The organism is Enterobacter sp. 18A13 (assembly GCF_007035975.1).
Classification (GTDB): domain Bacteria; phylum Pseudomonadota; class Gammaproteobacteria; order Enterobacterales; family Enterobacteriaceae; genus Enterobacter; species Enterobacter vonholyi.
In genome coordinates this window covers 4,460,933-4,479,226 of record NZ_AP019634.1, presented here as the reverse complement: position 1 = coordinate 4,479,226, position 18,294 = coordinate 4,460,933, and the positions used below count along the sequence as shown (strand labels likewise).

At 54.4% G+C, this 18,294-nt stretch carries 15 protein-coding genes and 4 tRNA genes; 17 read left to right on the top strand and 2 right to left on the bottom strand.

The window, feature by feature from the left end:
- Positions 1-49: 49 nt before the first annotated feature.
- Both gppA and rhlB read right to left on the bottom strand, forming a co-directional pair.
- Complete coding sequence (gene gppA / locus FOY93_RS21655) at positions 50-1,534, bottom strand: guanosine-5'-triphosphate,3'-diphosphate diphosphatase (RefSeq protein WP_021242833.1); 1,485 nt, start codon at positions 1,532-1,534, stop codon at positions 50-52.
- A gap of 6 nt (positions 1,535-1,540) precedes the next feature.
- The gene (gene rhlB, locus FOY93_RS21650) at positions 1,541-2,809 is read right to left on the bottom strand and encodes an ATP-dependent RNA helicase RhlB (RefSeq protein ID WP_111963512.1); all 1,269 of its coding nucleotides are present in this window, start codon (positions 2,807-2,809) and stop codon (positions 1,541-1,543) included.
- A 144-nt stretch (positions 2,810-2,953) separates the two neighbouring features.
- On the opposite strand from rhlB, the gene trxA reads away from it, so the two are divergent.
- From trxA to FOY93_RS21565, 17 genes are all read left to right on the top strand, one after another.
- A complete protein-coding gene (gene trxA / locus FOY93_RS21645; protein ID WP_006179218.1) occupies positions 2,954-3,283 on the top strand; it encodes a thioredoxin TrxA in 330 nt (109 codons plus the stop codon).
- A 345-nt stretch (positions 3,284-3,628) separates the two neighbouring features.
- Entirely contained in the window at positions 3,629-4,888 is a 1,260-nt protein-coding gene (rho, locus tag FOY93_RS21640) for a transcription termination factor Rho (RefSeq protein WP_008501566.1), read from the top strand.
- Positions 4,889-5,130: 242 nt separating this feature from the next.
- Entirely contained in the window at positions 5,131-6,234 is a 1,104-nt protein-coding gene (gene wecA / locus FOY93_RS21635) for a UDP-N-acetylglucosamine--undecaprenyl-phosphate N-acetylglucosaminephosphotransferase (protein WP_111963514.1), read from the top strand.
- A gap of 13 nt (positions 6,235-6,247) precedes the next feature.
- Positions 6,248-7,294, top strand: a complete 1,047-nt coding sequence (gene wzzE, locus FOY93_RS21630; protein ID WP_111963515.1) for an ECA polysaccharide chain length modulation protein — start codon at positions 6,248-6,250, stop codon at positions 7,292-7,294.
- 56 nt (positions 7,295-7,350) lie between these two features.
- Positions 7,351-8,481, top strand: a complete 1,131-nt coding sequence (gene wecB, locus FOY93_RS21625) for a non-hydrolyzing UDP-N-acetylglucosamine 2-epimerase (protein ID WP_143345657.1) — start codon at positions 7,351-7,353, stop codon at positions 8,479-8,481.
- Positions 8,478-9,740 (top strand): UDP-N-acetyl-D-mannosamine dehydrogenase, encoded by a 1,263-nt coding sequence (gene wecC, locus FOY93_RS21620; protein ID WP_143345656.1) that lies wholly within the window; start codon positions 8,478-8,480, stop codon positions 9,738-9,740. Before wecB ends, wecC begins: the two co-directional genes overlap by 4 nt.
- On the top strand, positions 9,737-10,414 hold the full coding sequence (gene rffC, locus FOY93_RS21615; RefSeq protein WP_133295330.1) for a dTDP-4-amino-4,6-dideoxy-D-galactose acyltransferase: 678 nt from the start codon (positions 9,737-9,739) through the stop codon (positions 10,412-10,414). Before wecC ends, rffC begins: the two co-directional genes overlap by 4 nt.
- Positions 10,415-10,418: 4 nt before the next feature.
- Positions 10,419-11,549 (top strand): dTDP-4-amino-4,6-dideoxygalactose transaminase, encoded by a 1,131-nt coding sequence (rffA, locus tag FOY93_RS21610; protein ID WP_143345655.1) that lies wholly within the window; start codon positions 10,419-10,421, stop codon positions 11,547-11,549.
- Position 11,550: 1 nt separating this feature from the next.
- Positions 11,551-12,801, top strand: a complete 1,251-nt coding sequence (wzxE, locus tag FOY93_RS21605; protein WP_143345654.1) for a lipid III flippase WzxE — start codon at positions 11,551-11,553, stop codon at positions 12,799-12,801.
- Entirely contained in the window at positions 12,798-13,877 is a 1,080-nt protein-coding gene (locus FOY93_RS21600; protein ID WP_143345653.1) for a TDP-N-acetylfucosamine:lipid II N-acetylfucosaminyltransferase, read from the top strand. The genes wzxE and FOY93_RS21600 overlap by 4 nt, the downstream gene beginning before the upstream one ends.
- A complete protein-coding gene (wzyE, locus tag FOY93_RS21595; protein WP_133295328.1) occupies positions 13,874-15,226 on the top strand; it encodes an ECA oligosaccharide polymerase in 1,353 nt (450 codons plus the stop codon). Before FOY93_RS21600 ends, wzyE begins: the two co-directional genes overlap by 4 nt.
- Positions 15,227-15,238: 12 nt before the next feature.
- A complete protein-coding gene (gene wecG / locus FOY93_RS21590) occupies positions 15,239-15,979 on the top strand; it encodes a lipopolysaccharide N-acetylmannosaminouronosyltransferase (protein WP_143345652.1) in 741 nt (246 codons plus the stop codon).
- Positions 15,980-16,176: 197 nt separating this feature from the next.
- A complete protein-coding gene (thrP, locus tag FOY93_RS21585) occupies positions 16,177-17,562 on the top strand; it encodes a bifunctional threonine/serine APC transporter ThrP (protein ID WP_136196065.1) in 1,386 nt (461 codons plus the stop codon).
- A gap of 102 nt (positions 17,563-17,664) precedes the next feature.
- Positions 17,665-17,741: transfer RNA gene (locus tag FOY93_RS21580), tRNA-Arg, on the top strand.
- 67 nt (positions 17,742-17,808) lie between these two features.
- Positions 17,809-17,884, top strand: a tRNA-His gene (locus FOY93_RS21575).
- Between the two features lie 22 nt (positions 17,885-17,906).
- Positions 17,907-17,992: transfer RNA gene (locus tag FOY93_RS21570), tRNA-Leu, on the top strand.
- A gap of 45 nt (positions 17,993-18,037) precedes the next feature.
- Positions 18,038-18,114: transfer RNA gene (locus FOY93_RS21565), tRNA-Pro, on the top strand.
- Positions 18,115-18,294 lie beyond the last annotated feature (180 nt).

Below are 18,294 nucleotides of genomic sequence, written 5' to 3'. Positions count from 1 at the left end.
GATGAGTAGCCGGGCAAGGCGAAGCCGCCACCCGGCAATGTTCAGCGTATTACTTTACTTCCAGCACCCAGTGCACATAGCTCTGCCACTGGCACTCCTGCTCGATCATCTCGGCCCCTAACGGGTGACGTTCAATCCAGTTTTCCGGCAGCGTCAGCGAAAGCTTCTCGTCATCGGCCACAAGATTAATGGCTGGCAGCAAATCATCGCGGCGGCGGCTGGCAAACAGGATCGCCAGACGCAGCAGGCGGCACAGATGCTCGGCCACGCGCGGCGGTACGGCGTTTTGCTGATGCAGAGAGGAGAGATCGACTGCATTGGTTTGGTTCAGCAGCAGCGTTGCCAGCAATTTTTTCTGCGCGGGCGTGTAGCCCGGTAAATCAAGGTTGCGGACCAGATACGCTGCGTGAGCCGGTGCCTGCTTAAAATCAATGCTCAGCCCTACTTCATGTAGCGCGCACGCGCTCAGGAGTAAATCCCGACTCAGATGATCAAGATCCCAGACGTTAGCGACCTGATCGGCGAAGCGTGACGCCAGCTGCGATACGCGTCCTGCCTGATCGATATCAACCAGAAAACGACGCTGAACGTTGCGCAGGGTACGGCTGCGGATATCCTGATCGACCGACAGATGCAGCATCCCGTAGACCAGGCCTTCACGCAGCGCACCGCCGGCCAGGGTCATACACTGGATGTTCAGCTCGGTGAAAATAGCGATAAGAATGGCCAGCCCGCTCGGGAAGACCAGCGCGCGTTCGAGCGTCAGGCCTTCAATTTCCAGCTCTTCCAGGCGTCCGCACTGAATGGCGCGCTGTTTCAACTGCTGAAGCTTAGCAAGCGTAATCCGCTCGTCCATTCCCTGCGCCATCATGATTTCCTGCAGGGCCTGCACGGTCCCGGACGCACCCACGCAGACTTTCCAGCCGTGATAGCGCAGTTCATCCATGACCGGGCGTAATACCTCGCGCGCGGCGTTTTCCGCCTCGTCGAAGTTCTCTTTACCCAGATTACGATCGGTAAAGTAGCGCTCAAGCCAGGTCACGCAGCCCATCGAGAGGCTGAACAGCGACGTTGCCTGCGCGCCGGTGCCGGTCACAAGCTCGGTACTGGCACCGCCGATATCCACCACCAGGCGGCGATCGTCACCCCCAGTGGTGTGTGCAACTCCCTGATAAATCAGACGAGCTTCTTCTTCACCGCTGATAACCTGAACCGGGCAACCGAGGATTTCCTGCGCTCTGGCAATAAAATCAACGGCGTTAACCGCCAGGCGAAGTGTCGCAGTGGCGACGACGGTGATTTGGGCATGCGGGATATCCTGCAGACGCTCGGCAAAGAGTCGCAGACACTGCCAGCCACGTTCCATGGCTTCAGGTGAGAGGTGGTTATCGCTGCTCAGGCCCGCCGCGAGGCGGACCTTGCGCTTGATGCGCGTCAGCGTTTGTATGCTTCCCGCCACCTCGCGCACAACCAGCATATGAAAACTATTCGAACCGAGATCAATTGCCGCATAAAGCGAGGTGGAGCTGAGCATATTTTCTTAACCTGAACGACGACGATTACGCGGTGCGCCGCCTGAACGACGCGGACCATTGCCGGAGCGTGGGCGGGTTAGACGCTTAGGCGGCGGCAGTTCGCTTAACAGCGCTTCCGGATTGTATTTGCTCTGCGGGATAGAGTGACCGATATAAGTCTCAATGGCTGGGAGATTCAGCGCATACTCTTCACATGCAAGGCTAATAGAGTGTCCGCTTGCGCCCGCGCGACCGGTACGACCGATACGGTGTACGTAGTCTTCGCAGTCGTCTGGCAGATCGTAGTTAAAGACATGCGTCACGGCTGGAATGTGTAAACCACGTGCCGCCACGTCGGTTGCGACCAGAATATCGAGATCGCCACGGGTGAACTCTTCCAAAATACGCAGGCGTTTTTTCTGTGCGACGTCGCCGGTCAACAGGCCAACACGGTGACCGTCTGCAGCCAGATGGCCCCAGATGTCTTCACAACGATGTTTGGTGTTCGCAAAGATGATGGCGCGATCTGGCCACTCTTCTTCAATCAGCGTTTGCAGCAGACGCATTTTCTCTTCATTGGAAGGATAGAAGAGCTCTTCTTTAATGCGGTGACCCGTTTTCTGCTCAGGTTCCACTTCTACATATTCGGCGTTGTTCATCTGTTCGAACGCCAGTTCGCGTACGCGGTATGAGAGGGTTGCAGAGAACAGCATATTCAGACGCTGATTGGCCGGAGGCATACGGCGGAACAGCCAGCGAATGTCTTTAATGAAGCCGAGATCGTACATGCGGTCAGCTTCATCGAGCACCACAACCTGGATTGCGCCGAGGTTAATGTGGTTCTGTTTAGCGTAGTCGATAAGACGGCCGGTGGTACCGATCAGGATATCCACACCGCTTTCGAGCACTTTCAGCTGTTTATCGTAGCCGTCGCCGCCGTAGGCCAGGCCAATCTTCAGGCCCGTAGCCTGCGCCAGGGGTTCAGCGTCTGCGTGGATCTGTACCGCCAGTTCTCGCGTCGGGGCCATAATTAGCGCGCGCGGCTGGTTAACTTTGCGGTCTGCAATCGCTGGGTGAGAAAGTAAATAATGAAACGTTGACGTTAAAAACGCCATCGTTTTGCCGGTACCGGTTTGCGCCTGCCCGGCAACATCGCGACCGGCCAGCGTCAGCGGCAGCGCGAGGGCCTGAATGGGCGTGCAGTTATGAAACCCTTTATTTTCAAGGGCTTCAATCACCTTCGGGTGCAGCGCGAAGTCGGAAAACTTCTGTTCTGTTAAATGTGTTTTGCTCATAGTGTGGTAGAATATCAGCTTACTATTGCTTTACGAAAGCGTATCCGGTGAAATAAAGTCAACCTTTAGTTGGTTAATGCGACATCAACACGTCGTTGGTGGAGACAAAACCAACGTACCAGGCTTATTCCTGTGGAGTTATATATGAGCGATAAAATTATTCACCTGACTGACGACAGTTTTGACACGGACGTACTTAAGGCTGACGGGCTGATCCTCGTCGATTTCTGGGCTGAATGGTGTGGTCCTTGCAAAATGATCGCCCCGATTCTGGATGAGATCGCCGACGAATATCAGGGCAAACTGACCGTTGCCAAGCTGAACATCGACCAGAACCCGGGCACCGCACCAAAATACGGTATCCGTGGCATCCCAACCCTTCTGCTGTTCAAAAACGGCGAAGTGGCAGCGACCAAAGTGGGTGCGCTGTCCAAAGGTCAATTGAAAGAGTTCCTGGACGCTAACCTGGCGTAAGGTTTCTCCGCTGTGCGTTCAGAGCTCCCGGCTAAATGATGTGGAACTCTGGACGCCCGGCTGAAGTCGTGCTAAGTTAGCTATGACTTCGTTTTAAACATATCTTGTTGTTTGAATCTTGTTTTACCCGATACTTCCCGTTGTTGACATGAACAGTGCGTGAAGTGGCTAAATTCCGGGCTTGTCGCTCAATCCGTCTTGTCGTTTCAGTTCTGCGTTCTTTCCCTGTGACCAGACAGCGAACAGACATGAGTTGATGGCCGCTAAACAGGCATGGATGACCCTGCCATACCATTCACAACATTAAGTTCGAGAATCACCCCGAGTTTAAGAACCCACACCATTATGAATCTTACCGAATTAAAGAATACGCCGGTTTCTGAGCTGATCACTCTCGGCGAAAATATGGGGCTGGAAAACCAGGCTCGTATGCGCAAGCAGGACATCATTTTCGCCATCCTGAAGCAGCACGCTAAGAGTGGCGAAGATATCTTTGGCGACGGTGTGCTGGAGATATTGCAAGACGGATTTGGTTTCCTCCGCTCTGCAGACAGCTCCTACCTCGCCGGCCCTGACGACATCTACGTATCCCCCAGCCAAATCCGCCGTTTCAACCTCCGCACTGGTGACACCATTTCAGGTAAGATTCGTCCTCCTAAAGAGGGTGAACGCTACTTTGCGCTGTTGAAAGTCAATGAAGTTAACTTCGACAAACCGGAAAACTCGCGTAATAAGATCCTCTTTGAGAACTTAACGCCGCTGCACGCGAACTCTCGCCTGCGCATGGAGCGTGGTAACGGTTCTACTGAAGACTTAACCGCGCGTGTACTGGATCTGGCATCACCAATTGGTCGTGGCCAGCGTGGTCTGATTGTGGCGCCGCCAAAAGCGGGTAAAACCATGCTGCTGCAGAACATCGCTCAGAGCATCGCCTATAACCACCCAGACTGCGTGCTGATGGTGCTGCTGATTGACGAACGTCCGGAAGAAGTGACCGAGATGCAGCGTCTGGTTAAAGGTGAAGTGGTTGCTTCTACCTTCGACGAACCGGCATCTCGCCATGTTCAGGTAGCGGAAATGGTTATTGAGAAGGCGAAACGCCTGGTTGAGCACAAGAAAGACGTGATCATCCTGCTCGACTCCATCACTCGTCTGGCGCGTGCCTACAACACCGTGGTGCCGGCGTCCGGTAAAGTCCTGACCGGTGGTGTGGATGCTAACGCCCTGCATCGCCCAAAACGCTTCTTCGGTGCAGCACGTAACGTGGAAGAGGGCGGCAGCCTGACCATCATCGCGACGGCGCTGATCGATACCGGTTCTAAAATGGACGAAGTGATTTACGAAGAATTTAAAGGTACAGGCAACATGGAACTGCATCTTTCTCGTAAAATCGCTGAAAAACGCGTCTTCCCGGCTATCGACTACAACCGTTCCGGTACTCGTAAAGAAGAGCTGCTCACCACCCAGGAAGAGCTGCAGAAAATGTGGATCCTGCGTAAAATCATCCATCCAATGGGTGAAATCGACGCAATGGAGTTCCTCATTAACAAACTGGCGATGACCAAAACCAACGACGATTTCTTTGACATGATGAAACGCTCGTAACGCAAATAAAGCCAGCAAACGCCACGTTTTTACGTGGCGTTTTTCTTTTATGGACTATACGCTAGTACCATCTACTCCCAATTTTGACCGGTCGGTGCGACAATAGGGCCGTTTCTGCAGCCAAAGAAATAATTGATTGAAAAATATACAAAGGGAGTTGTAAGAAGCCATCTTTATTACTTCTGAGGCTGTGGCTTCATGGTTATACTTCCGGGACTAACATTTGTTGAGAGCAATCCATTGTGAATCTATTCACCGCCGTTACTGAACTGATCAGTATTTTTTTATTCACAACCTGTTTTTTGTTCATTGCGCGCAAGGTGGCAAAACGAATAGGGTTGGTGGATAAGCCTAATTTTCGTAAACGCCATCAGGGACTTATTCCTTTAGTCGGCGGGATTTCTGTTTACGCAGGGATTTGCTTCACGTTTGGTATTGCTGACTATTATATCCCGCATGCCGCCCTCTATATTGCCTGCGCCGGTGTCCTGGTGTTAGTCGGGGCTCTTGATGACCGCTTCGATATCGCGGTGAAAATACGCGCCACCGTTCAGGCGGCCATTGGCGTGGTGATGATGGTTGTCGGCGGACTGTATCTGCGTAGCCTCGGCTATGTGTTTGGCCCGTGGGAGTTAGTTCTGGGTCCATTTGGCTTCTTCCTGACGCTCTTTGCCGTCTGGGCGGCAATCAATGCTTTCAACATGGTGGACGGCATTGACGGCCTGCTCGGTGGACTGTCATCCGTTTCTTTCGCCGCTATTGGCATTATCTTATGGTTTGATGGCCAGTACAGTCTGGCAATGTGGTGTTTTGCCATGATTGCCGCCATTCTGCCTTATATCCTCTTAAACCTCGGCGTGCTGGGCCGTCGCTATAAAGTCTTTATGGGGGACGCGGGCAGTACGCTGATTGGTTTTACGGTTATCTGGATCCTGCTTGAAACCACGCAGGGTCAAACCCACCCGATAAGTCCGGTAACCGCGCTTTGGATTATTGCCATTCCATTGATGGATATGGTGGCGATTATGTATCGCCGCCTGCGCAAAGGGATGAGTCCTTTCTCTCCAGACCGCCAACACATTCATCATCTCATCATGCGTGCGGGTTTTACTTCTCGTCAGGCGTTTGTGCTGATTACTCTGGCCGCTGCTATTTTGGCCGCAATTGGCGTAGCTGCAGAATATTCTCATATCATTCCTGAGTGGGTTATGTTGGCATTATTCTTGCTAGCATTTTTCCTGTACGGCTACTGCATTAAGCGCGCATGGAAAGTAGCGCGGTTCATAAAACGTATTAAACGCCGGATGCGTCGTAACAGTGGCAAAAACACAACATTAACTAAGTAAAACCGGGACTATGATGACTCAACCGTTGGCGGGAGCGAAATCAGTGGTAACTGAGAATGAACTGGATATTCGGGGTTTGTTTCGCGTGTTATGGGCAGGCAAACTTTGGATTGCGGGGATCGCGCTGGGTTTTGCACTGTTAGCGCTGGCCTATACGTTCTTTGCAAAACAAGAATGGAGCTCCACGGCAATCACGGACAAACCAACGGTTAACATGCTTGGGGGATACTATTCCCAGCAGCAATTCCTGCGAAACCTGGATATTAAAGCCAACCTCGCCACGCCAGATCAGGTCTCCGTTATGGATGAGGCTTATAAAGAGTTTGTGATGCAACTGGCTTCGTGGGATACGCGCCGCGACTTCTGGTCTCAGACGGATTATTACAAGCAGCGTCGGGTTGATAACACTAAAGCCGATGCCGCTCTGCTGGACGATCTGATTAACAATATTCAGTTTATGCCGGGCGATGCGCTGCGTAACGTGAACGACAGCGTCAAACTGATTGCAGAAACCGCGCCGGATGCTAACAACCTGTTGCGTCAGTATGTCGCGTTTGCCAGCCAGCGTGCCGCAAGCCATCTTAACGAAGAGCTTAAAGGCGCCTGGGCGGCTCGTACAATCCAGATGAAAGCACAGGTGAAACGTCAGGAAGAGGTGGCTAAAGCCATTTTCGCTCGTCGTGTTCATAATATTGAGCAGGCGCTGAAAATTGCGGAACAGCACAATATTTCCCGCACTGAGACGGACGTGCCGGCTGATGAGCTGCCTGATTCAGAGATGTTCCTCCTTGGCCGCCCCATGCTGCAGGCGCGCCTGGAAAACCTCCAGGCCGTCGGTCCTGATTTTGACCTCGATTACGATCAAAATCGCGCGATGCTCAACACGCTTAATGTAGGTCCTTCTCTGGACCCGCGTTTTCAGACCTATCGTTATTTGCGAACGCCTGAAGAACCTGTAAAACGCGATAGTCCGCGTCGTGCATTCCTGATGATTATGTGGGGGATTGTAGGCGCACTGACGGGCGCTGGCGTGGCGTTAACGCGTCGTCGCAAAAACTAAGAACGCCGTCTACGATGAAGGCTGCGGCCTTCATCGCCTAATCGAAGAGAATCGATGTGAAAGTACTAACCGTATTTGGCACCAGGCCGGAGGCCATTAAGATGGCACCTCTGGTTCATGCGCTGGCCAGCGATCCGGATATTGAAGCAAAAGTCTGCGTCACGGCCCAGCACCGTGAGATGCTCGACCAGGTCTTAACGCTCTTTTCCATCGTCCCGGATTACGACCTCAATATTATGAAACCGGGGCAAGGTTTAACGGAGATAACCTGTCGCATTCTGCAAGAGCTTAAGCCGATCCTGGAGTCATTTAAGCCTGACGTGGTGCTGGTACACGGTGACACCACCACTACCGTGGCGACAAGCCTGGCCGCGTTTTACCAGCGAATTCCTGTGGGGCATGTTGAGGCGGGTTTGCGTACCGGCAATCTTTATTCGCCTTGGCCGGAGGAGGCCAACCGCACGTTAACGGGCCATCTGGCGATGTACCACTTTGCGCCAACGGAAAATTCTCGTCAGAACCTGCTGTGTGAAAATATCGCCGATAACAAAATCTTTGTGACCGGCAATACGGTCATTGATGCGTTAATTTGGGTGCGTGACCGCGTTCTGGCAAATAGCGATCTTCAGAAAGACCTCGCTGCCCGCTATCCATTCCTGCACAACGGCAAAAAAACCATCCTGGTCACCGGCCACCGTCGCGAAAGCTTTGGCCGGGGTTTTGAGCAAATCTGTCACGCGCTGGCTGAAATCGCTGCGCAAAATGACGATGTGCAAATTGTCTATCCGGTCCATCTCAATCCTAACGTCAGCGAGCCGGTTAATCGCATTCTGGGCCATGTCGACAATGTTCTACTGATTGAACCGCAGGACTACATGCCGTTTGTCTGGCTAATGAATCACGCCTGGCTGATCCTCACCGATTCCGGCGGCATTCAGGAAGAAGCGCCCTCTCTCGGCAAGCCGGTACTGGTGATGCGTGAAACGACCGAACGTCCGGAAGCCGTCAAAGCCGGTACGGTGCGTCTGGTCGGCACCAACGCGCAGCTCATCGTCGAAGAGGTCACGCGCCTGCTGCATGACGATGAAGCGTATCAGGCGATGAGCCGGGCCCATAATCCGTATGGAGACGGGCAGGCTTGTGGCCGTATTTTGCATGCACTTAAACACAATCGGGTATCGCTATGAGTTTTACTACCATCTCTGTCATTGGTCTTGGCTACATTGGCTTGCCTACTGCGGCCGCGTTTGCCTCTCGTCAAAAACAGGTTGTCGGTGTGGATATTAACGCCCGCGCGGTAGAAACCATTAACCGTGGCGAAATTCATATTGTGGAACCCGATCTGGATCGTGTGGTGAAAGAGGCGGTGGAAGGAGGCTTCCTGCATGCCAGAACGACGCCCGTTGAAGCGGATGCCTATCTAATTGCAGTCCCAACCCCCTTTAAAGGCGACCACGAGCCCGACATGGCGTTCGTCGAGGCGGCGGCAAAATCAATCGCGCCTGTGCTGAAAAAAGGGGCGTTGGTAATCCTCGAGTCCACGTCTCCGGTGGGGGCGACTGAACAGATGTCGCAGTGGCTGGCAGAGGCCCGTCCAGACCTGAGCTTCCCACAGCAGGTTGGCGAGCAGGCGGATATCAACATCGCCTACTGCCCGGAGCGCGTACTCCCGGGCCAGGTCATGGTCGAACTGATTAAAAACGACCGCGTCATTGGCGGTATGACGCCAGTCTGTTCCGAACGTGCCAGCGCGCTGTATAAGATTTTCCTGGAAGGCGAGTGCGTGGTGACAAACTCCCGCACCGCCGAGATGTGCAAGCTCACGGAAAACAGCTTCCGTGACGTTAATATCGCCTTTGCGAACGAACTTTCACTTATCTGTGCCGATCAGGGAATTAACGTCTGGGAGCTGATTAGCCTGGCGAATCGCCATCCGCGTGTGAATATTCTCCAGCCAGGCCCGGGGGTGGGCGGACACTGTATTGCCGTCGACCCGTGGTTTATCGTGGCGCAGAATCCAGCGCAGGCGCGCCTGATTCGCACCGCGCGTGAAGTGAACGACAGCAAACCTCACTGGGTGCTCAATCAGGTCAAAACCACTGTAGCGGATTGTCTGGCAGAGAGCGGCAAGCGCGCTAGCGAGCTGAAAATTGCCTGCTTTGGTCTGGCATTTAAACCCAACATTGACGATCTGCGTGAAAGCCCGGCGATGGAAATTGTTGAGATGATTGCCGAATGGCACAAGGGTGAAACGCTGGTGGTTGAGCCGAATATCCATGAATTGCCGACAAAACTGGCGGGGCACTGCACGCTGACGGCGCTGGATGAAGCGCTTGCGACGGCGGACGTGCTGGTGCTGCTGGTGGATCATAAAGAGTTTAAAGCGACTTCCGGTGATGCCGTTCGTCAGCAGTATATTGTGGATACCAAAGGTGTCTGGCGTTGAACAGCCTGAAAGGGGGGCTCGAGTCCCTGCAGTGGGAGAGTGCCTTTTTTGGCCTGCCGTCGGCCATCGTGCGTCTGCGCGATGACGCGCCGGTGCTGGCTGAATCGGATTTTACCGCCTGGCAACGGGTGCAGGCGAAGATCCCTGCGGAGCGTGCCGATCTGCTTGACGCGCTCCAGCAACACGGCTTTCAGCTGGTTGAAGGCGAGGTCGATCTTTCCATTACCCTCACCCGGCACGATGCGTCAGGCGCGGAAATTGCAACGGATCAGGATATCCCCGTGCTGCGTCAGATGGCGACCCAGGCGTTTGCGCAGAGCCGCTTTCGTGCGCCCTGGTATGCACCTGACGATAGCGGGCGTTTCTATGCCCAGTGGGTAGAGAATGCGGTTAAAGGCACCTTTGACCACGTCTGCCTGGTTTTCCGTGCAGGAGACGGTCAAATCAAGGGGTTCGTCTCGCTGCGTAAACTCAACGAGCGCGAGGCGCGTATTGGCTTATTAGCCGGGCGCGGCATGGGTGAAAAACTCATGCAGGCGGCGCTGCACTGGTCGCAACAGCAACAGCTAGTGACGCTGCGGGTAGCGACCCAACTGGGCAACACCGCGGCGCTTAAACGTTATATTGCGAGTGGTGCCAACATCGACGCCACCGCCTACTGGTTATACAGGTGACAAGATGATTCCATTTAACGCACCACCCGTTGTCGGAACTGAACTCGACTATATGCAGTCTGCTATGGGCAGCGGCAAACTCTGCGGTGACGGCGGTTTCACCCGGCGCTGTCAGCAGTGGATGGAACAGCGTTTTCGCAGCGCCAAAGTGCTGCTGACCCCGTCCTGTACGGCATCGCTGGAAATGGCGGCACTGTTGCTGGATATCCAGCCTGGTGATGAAGTGATTATGCCGAGCTATACCTTCGTTTCCACTGCGAACGCTTTTGTCCTGCGCGGGGCGAAAATTGTCTTTGTGGATATCCGCCCGGATACCATGAACATTGATGAGACGCTGATTGAAGCGGCGATCACTGACAAAACGCGCGCGATCGTGCCGGTTCACTACGCGGGCGTGGCCTGTGAAATGGACACCATCATGGCGATCGCCAAAAAACATAACCTGTTTGTGGTGGAAGATGCCGCGCAGGGTGTGATGTCCACCTACAAGGGACGCGCGCTGGGCACGATTGGCCACATCGGCTGCTTTAGCTTCCACGAAACCAAAAACTACACGGCGGGTGGAGAAGGTGGTGCGACGCTGGTTAACGACCGGGCTCTCGTGGAGCGTGCAGAAGTGATCCGCGAAAAAGGCACTAACCGCAGCCAGTTCTTCCGGGGGCAGGTAGACAAATACACCTGGCGCGATATCGGCTCCAGCTATTTGATGGCGGATCTGCAGGCTGCGTACCTGTGGGCGCAGCTGGAAGCGGCGGAGCGTATCAACCTTCAGCGTCTTTCCCTGTGGCAAACCTATTACGATGCGCTTGAGCCTCTGGCAAAAGCCGGGCGTATTGAACTGCCAACCATCCCGGCAGATTGCGTCCACAACGCGCATATGTTCTACATTAAGCTGCGCGATAACGACGACCGCAGCGAGCTCATCGCCTGGCTGAAAGAGGCCGAAATTATGGCGGTGTTCCACTATATCCCGCTGCACTCCAGTCCGGCCGGCGAAGCGTTTGGCACGTTTGCGGGTGAAGACCGCTACACCACCAAAGAAAGTGAGCGGTTGCTTCGTCTGCCGCTGTTCTACAACCTCGCGCCAGTTAACCAGCGTACGGTTATTAATACCCTCCTGAGTTATTTCGGCTGATATGTCTCTGGCAAAAGCATCGGTGTGGACCGCCGCGTCCACGCTTGTAAAAATTGGGGCCGGGCTGTTGGTCGTCAAGCTTCTGGCCGTCTCATTTGGCCCGTCAGGAGTGGGGCTGGCGGGAAATTTCCGTCAGCTTGTCACCGTCCTTGGAGTGCTGGCCGGTGCTGGTATCTTCAACGGCGTCACCAAATACGTTGCGCAGTATCATGATGATGCGGCCCAGCTCCGCAGGGTGGTGGGCACCTCGTCGGCGATGGTCACGGGTTTTTCGACCCTGATGGCGATTATCTTTCTGCTGGCGGCGGCGCCCATCAGCCAGGGATTATTCGGTCACACCCACTATCAGGGGCTGGTGCGTCTGGTCGCATTGGTTCAGATGGGGATTGCCTGGGCTAACCTGCTGCTGGCTCTGATGAAAGGGTTTCGTGATGCTGCCGGGAACGCGCTTGCATTAATCCTGGGCAGCGTCATCGGCGTAATTGCCTATTATTTCTGCTATCGCCTGGGGGGCTACGAAGGCGCGCTGCTTGGGCTGGCGCTGGTTCCGGCGCTGGTGGTTGTGCCTGCGGCATTTATGCTGATGCGTCGGGGCGTCATTCCGCTGAGCTACCTGAAACCGCAATGGGACTCGATGCTTGCCAGCCAACTGGGTAAATTTACCCTGATGGCGCTCATCACCTCGGTCACGCTGCCGGTGGCCTACGTGTTGATGCGAAACCTGCTGGCGGCGCACTATAGCTGGGATGAGGTCGGGATCTGGCAGGGCGTAAGCAGTATTTCCGATGCCTATCTTCAGTTTATTACGGCTTCCTTTAGCGTTTACCTGCTGCCCACCCTGTCGCGTCTGACGTCCAGACAGGACATAACGCGCGAGATTTTCCGATCGCTGCGCTTTGTATTGCCGGCCGTCGCGGCTGCCAGCTTTACCGTCTGGCTACTGCGCGATGTCGCCATCTGGCTGCTGTTCTCGGCGAAGTTCACCGCCATGCGCGATCTCTTTGCCTGGCAGCTGGTGGGTGATGTACTGAAAGTGGGGGCTTACGTTTTCGGCTATCTGGTGATCGCGAAAGCGTCCCTTCGGCTCTATATCCTGGCGGAAATTAGCCAGTTTGTTTTACTGACGGCATTTTCACACTGGCTGATACCCGCGCACGGTGCGCTGGGGGCGGCTCAGGCCTACATGGCAACCTATATCGTTTATTTCGCTGCCTGTTGCGGCGTATTTTTATTGTGGCGTAAACGCGCATGACTGCACTGATTCACATCCTGGGATCGGACATCCCACACCATAACCAGACCGTTTTGCGGTTCTTCAACGACGAGCTGGCATCGGGTAATCCAGATGCGCGTGAGTTTATGGTTGCAGGTCAGGATAAGGGCCTGAGCGAGGCGTTTCCGGCGCTGACGATTCGCTTCTGGCCGGACAAGGCCACGCTGGCGAAGGCGGTTGTTGCCAAAGCGAAAGCCGACCGCGAGCAACGATTCTTCTTCCACGGACAGTTTAATACCGGGCTATGGCTGGCGCTTCTCAGCGGGGGGATTAAACCCTCCCAGTGCAGCTGGCATATCTGGGGAGCCGATCTCTACGAAGTCTCCCGAGGCTGGAAATTCCGTCTTTTCTATCCGTTGCGCCGCATGGCGCAGGGGCGCGTGGGCTGCGTTTTTGCTACCCGCGGCGATCTCAACTATTTTGCTAAACAGCACCCCAACGTGCGCGGCGAGTTGCTTTATTTCCCCACCCGCATGGATCCGGCGCTTAACGCCATGGCGAATGACACGGTGCGTGAAGGCAAACTAACGATCCTGGTGGGGAATTCCGGCGATCGTAGTAACGAACACGTCGCGGCGCTCAGGGCGGTGCATCAGCAGTTCGGCGACACGGTGAACGTGGTGGTGCCGATGGGCTATCCCGCCAATAACGACGCTTACATAGATGAGGTTCGCCGACAGGGGCTTGCGCTGTTTAGCGCAGAAAATCTGCACATTCTCAGCGATAAGCTGGAATTTGAGGAATATCTCGCGCTGCTGAGAAAATGCGATCTCGGCTATTTCATCTTTGCCCGACAGCAGGGGATTGGCACCCTATGTCTGCTGATTCAGGCGGGGGTACCGTGCGTGCTAAACCGCGAGAACCCGTTCTGGCAGGACATGGCCGAGCAGCATATTCCCGTGCTGTTTACCTCAGACACGCTGAACGTCGAGGTGGTACGGGAAGCCCAACGCCAGCTCACGCTGGTGGATAAAAATAGCATTGATTTTTTCAGCCCGAATTACCTCACGCCGTGGCACCGCGCGCTGCGTATCGCTTCAGGAGACAAAGTATGAGTCAGTTGCAATTCAGCGGCTTACTGATTGTCTGGCTTCTGAGCACCCTGTTTATCGCCACGCTTACCTGGTTTGAATTCCGCCGGGTGCGCTTCAACTTTAACGTGTTCTTCTCGTTACTGTTTCTGCTGACCTTCTTTTTCGGCTTCCCACTAACCAGCATTCTGGTATTCCGTTTTGACGTGAGCGTCGCGCCGCCTGAAATCCTGCTCCAGGCGCTTCTGGCAGCGACCTGCTTCTATGCGGTCTACTACGTCACCTATAAAACGCGTCTGCGTTCAGCGCAGACAGCTGCCCCGCGTCGGGCGCTCTTTACCATGAATAGGGTGGAGACCCACCTGACGTGGGTGATGCTGATGACCATCGCCCTGGTCAGCGTCGGCATCTTCTTCATGCATAACGGCTTCCTGCTGTTTAAGCTCCACTCCTACAGCCAGATTTTTTCGGCCGAGGTTTCGGGCGTGGCGCTTAAGCGTTTCTTCTACTTCTTCATCCCGGCGATGCTGGTGGTCTTTTTCCTGCGCCAGGACAGCAAAGCGTGGCTGTTCTTCCTGGTTAGCACCGTCGCGTTTGGCATCCTGACCTACATGATCGTGGGCGGCACGCGCGCGAACATCATCATCGCCTTCGCGATCTTCCTGTTTATCGGCATCATCCGCGGCTGGATCTCATTGTGGATGCTGGTTGCGGCAGGCGCGTTTGGCATTGTGGGTATGTTCTGGCTGGCGCTAAAGCGCTATGGAATGAACGTGGCGGGAGATGAGGCGTTTTACACGTTCCTTTACCTGACGCGCGATACCTTCTCGCCGTGGGAAAACCTGGCGTTGCTGCTGCAAAACTATGACAAGATTGATTTCCAGGGGCTGGCGCCGATTGTTCGCGACTTCTACGTCTTTATCCCTTCCTGGCTATGGCCGGACCGGCCTGGCGTGGTGCTTAACACGGCAAATTACTTTACCTGGGAAGTGCTGAACAACCATTCTGGTCTGGCAATCTCGCCAACGCTGATTGGTTCCCTGGTGGTGATGGGAGGAGCGTGGTTCATTCTCCCCGGGGCGGTTGCCGTGGGGCTGATTATCAAGTGGTTCGACTGGCTTTACGTGCGTGGAAACGAAGAGACCAACCGCTATAAGGCCGCCATTTTGCACAGTTTCTGCTTTGGTGCCATTTTCAATATGATCGTTCTGGCGCGTGAAGGGCTGGACTCGTTCGTTTCGCGCGTGGTGTTCTTCATGGTTGTTTTCGGCCTCTGCCTGTTACTGGCCAAACTGCTGTACTGGCTGTTTGACAGCGCAGGGCTTGTGCACAGGCGCGAGCGGCAGGGCAGCACAACGCTGTCGCAAGTCTGAGTAAGGATAGTAATGACTGATAAAATTTCTGCACCGCGCTATGCGCTACGTGGCCTGCAGCTTATTGGCTGGCGCGACATGCAGCACGCGCTGGACTTTCTTTTCGCCGACGGCCAGATGAAATCCGGTACGCTGGTGGCGATCAACGCGGAAAAAATGCTGGCGGTTGAGGATAACGCGGAAGTCAAAAGCCTGATTGAAGCGGCGGAATTTAAATACGCGGACGGGATAAGCGTGGTCCGCTCTATCCGTAAAAAGTATCCTGACGCTAATGTTTCCCGCGTGGCGGGGGCCGATCTCTGGGAGCAGCTTATGGCCCGCGCAGGTGAACAGGGCACGCCCGTGTTCCTGATTGGCGGGAAGCCGGAGATACTGGCCCAGACGGAGGAGAAACTGCGTCGTCAATGGAATGTTAATATTGTCGGCAGTCAGGATGGTTACTTCAAACCGGAAGATCGGCAGGCTCTGTTTGAGCGCGTTCGTGACAGCGGGGCGAAGATTGTCACCGTGGCGATGGGCTCCCCGCGCCAGGAGATCCTGATGCGCGACTGCCGTCTGGTCTGTCCGGATACCCTCTACATGGGCGTCGGCGGTACGTACGATGTCTTTACCGGCCACGTTAAGCGTGCGCCCAAGGTCTGGCAAAATCTGGGACTGGAGTGGCTGTACCGTCTGCTATCGCAACCGACGCGCATTAAACGACAGATCCGTCTGCTTCGCTACCTCGCCTGGCATTACACCGGGAAAATGTAATCAAAATGTAGCGCGATATGCTATTCGCGCTGCAACTCGCCTGCAAAACTGCTGATAATCTGTGCAATGCATTCATTTTTTTAATGCATCGTTTGCCATTTGGCAGATTTTAAGAAACCATTCGCTCCGTATTTTAGTACCCCTAAAAAACAATACCCGGTATTAAGCCGGGAAACAGCAAACACAATCGAGGATCTATGGCAGAGAAAAAACCGGAGCTACAGCGTGGGCTGGAAGCTCGTCATATTGAACTGATAGCGCTGGGCGGCACTATCGGCGTGGGCCTGTTTATGGGCTCCGCAAGCACGCTCAAATGGGCAGGCCCTTCCGTATTACTGGCGTACATTATTGCCGGGCTGTTTGTTTTCTTCATCATGCGTTCCATGGGTGAAATGCTCTTCCTGGAGCCGGTAACCGGCTCCTTCGCCGTTTACGCGCATCGTTATATGAGCCCGTTCTTCGGCTACCTGACGGCCTGGTCATACTGGTTTATGTGGATGGCGGTGGGCATCTCAGAGATCACCGCGATAGGGGTCTACGTCCAGTTCTGGTTCCCGGATATGGCTCAGTGGATACCCGCGCTCATTGCCGTGGGGCTGGTGGCGCTGGCAAATCTGGCCGCCGTGCGTCTTTACGGTGAGATCGAGTTCTGGTTTGCGATGATCAAAGTCACCACGATTATCGTGATGATTGTCGTCGGCCTGGGCGTGATTTTCTTCGGCTTTGGCAACGGTGGACATGCTATCGGCTTTGGCAATCTGACCGAAAACGGCGGCTTCTTTGCCGGCGGCTGGAAGGGCTTCCTGACGGCGCTGTGTATCGTTGTGGCCTCGTATCAGGGCGTGGAGCTGATCGGTATTACCGCCGGTGAAGCGAAAAACCCGCAGGTCACGCTGCGTAGCGCGGTGGGCAAAGTGCTGTGGCGTATTCTGATTTTCTATGTGGGCGCGATCTTCGTTATCGTGACCATCTTCCCGTGGAACGAAATTGGCACGACGGGTAGCCCGTTTGTTTTAACTTTTGCCAAAATTGGCATCACGGCAGCGGCGGGTATCATCAACTTTGTGGTCCTGACGGCAGCGTTGTCAGGCTGTAACAGTGGGATGTACAGCTGTGGGCGTATGCTCTATGCGCTTTCGAAGAATAACCAGCTGCCTGCGGTGATGAGTAAAGTTTCACGTGCCGGCGTGCCGGTGGCGGGTGTGACGGTTTCCATTGCAATACTGCTGATTGGCTCTTGCCTGAATTACATTATTCCTAACCCGCAGCGCGTGTTCGTTTACGTCTACAGCGCCAGCGTGCTGCCGGGCATGGTGCCGTGGTTTGTTATCCTCATCAGCCAGCTGCGTTTCCGTCATGCGCATAAAAAAGCGATTGAAAGCCATCCGTTCCGCTCAATTCTGTTCCCGTATGCGAACTATTTGACGATGGCGTTCCTGATTTGCGTATTAATCGGGATGTACTTTAATGAAGATACCCGCATGTCGCTGTTTGTCGGGGTGATCTTCCTGGCGGCTGTGACGGCCGCATATAAGCTTTTTGGCCTGGGCCGCCGTGCCACCACGCAGAAAGTGGAGGAATAAGCGGCAAAATGTGCAAACCATAACCAAACGCGCATTTTTTTCAAAAAAGCACTAGACAGCGGGGACGGAGGTACGTAATATCCAGCCCCGCAACGGCGCTAAGCGCCCGTAGCTCAGCTGGATAGAGCGCTGCCCTCCGGAGGCAGAGGTCTCAGGTTCGAATCCTGTCGGGCGCGCCATTTTAGTCCCGGCGCTAGAGCTGCGGTGGTCTGAGAAGTAGTCAGTACCGCGTGAAAGAATACAGTGGTGGCTATAGCTCAGTTGGTAGAGCCCTGGATTGTGATTCCAGTTGTCGTGGGTTCGAATCCCATTAGCCACCCCATTATTTGAAAGAGTTGTGAATTGCGAAGGTGGCGGAATTGGTAGACGCGCTAGCTTCAGGTGTTAGTGTCCTTTGGATGTGGGGGTTCGAGTCCCCCCCCTCGCACCACGACTTTTTAAATGAATTGAACTAAAAATTCAAAAAGCAGTACATCGGCGAGTAGCGCAGCTTGGTAGCGCAACTGGTTTGGGACCAGTGGGTCGGAGGTTCGAATCCTCTCTCGCCGACCAATTTTGAACCCCGCTTCGGCGGGGTTTTTTGTTTTCTGAGATTCTTCATCCTTGTAGTCATTCCCCAACAACGTCCTTTTTCATTGTCGCAATCCAGAGACATTCAACTCATTGAAAGTTAAATGAATATTTATTTCTGGGTTTTGCTGTCTCCTCCTGGCGACATATGCCCGCCTTTTC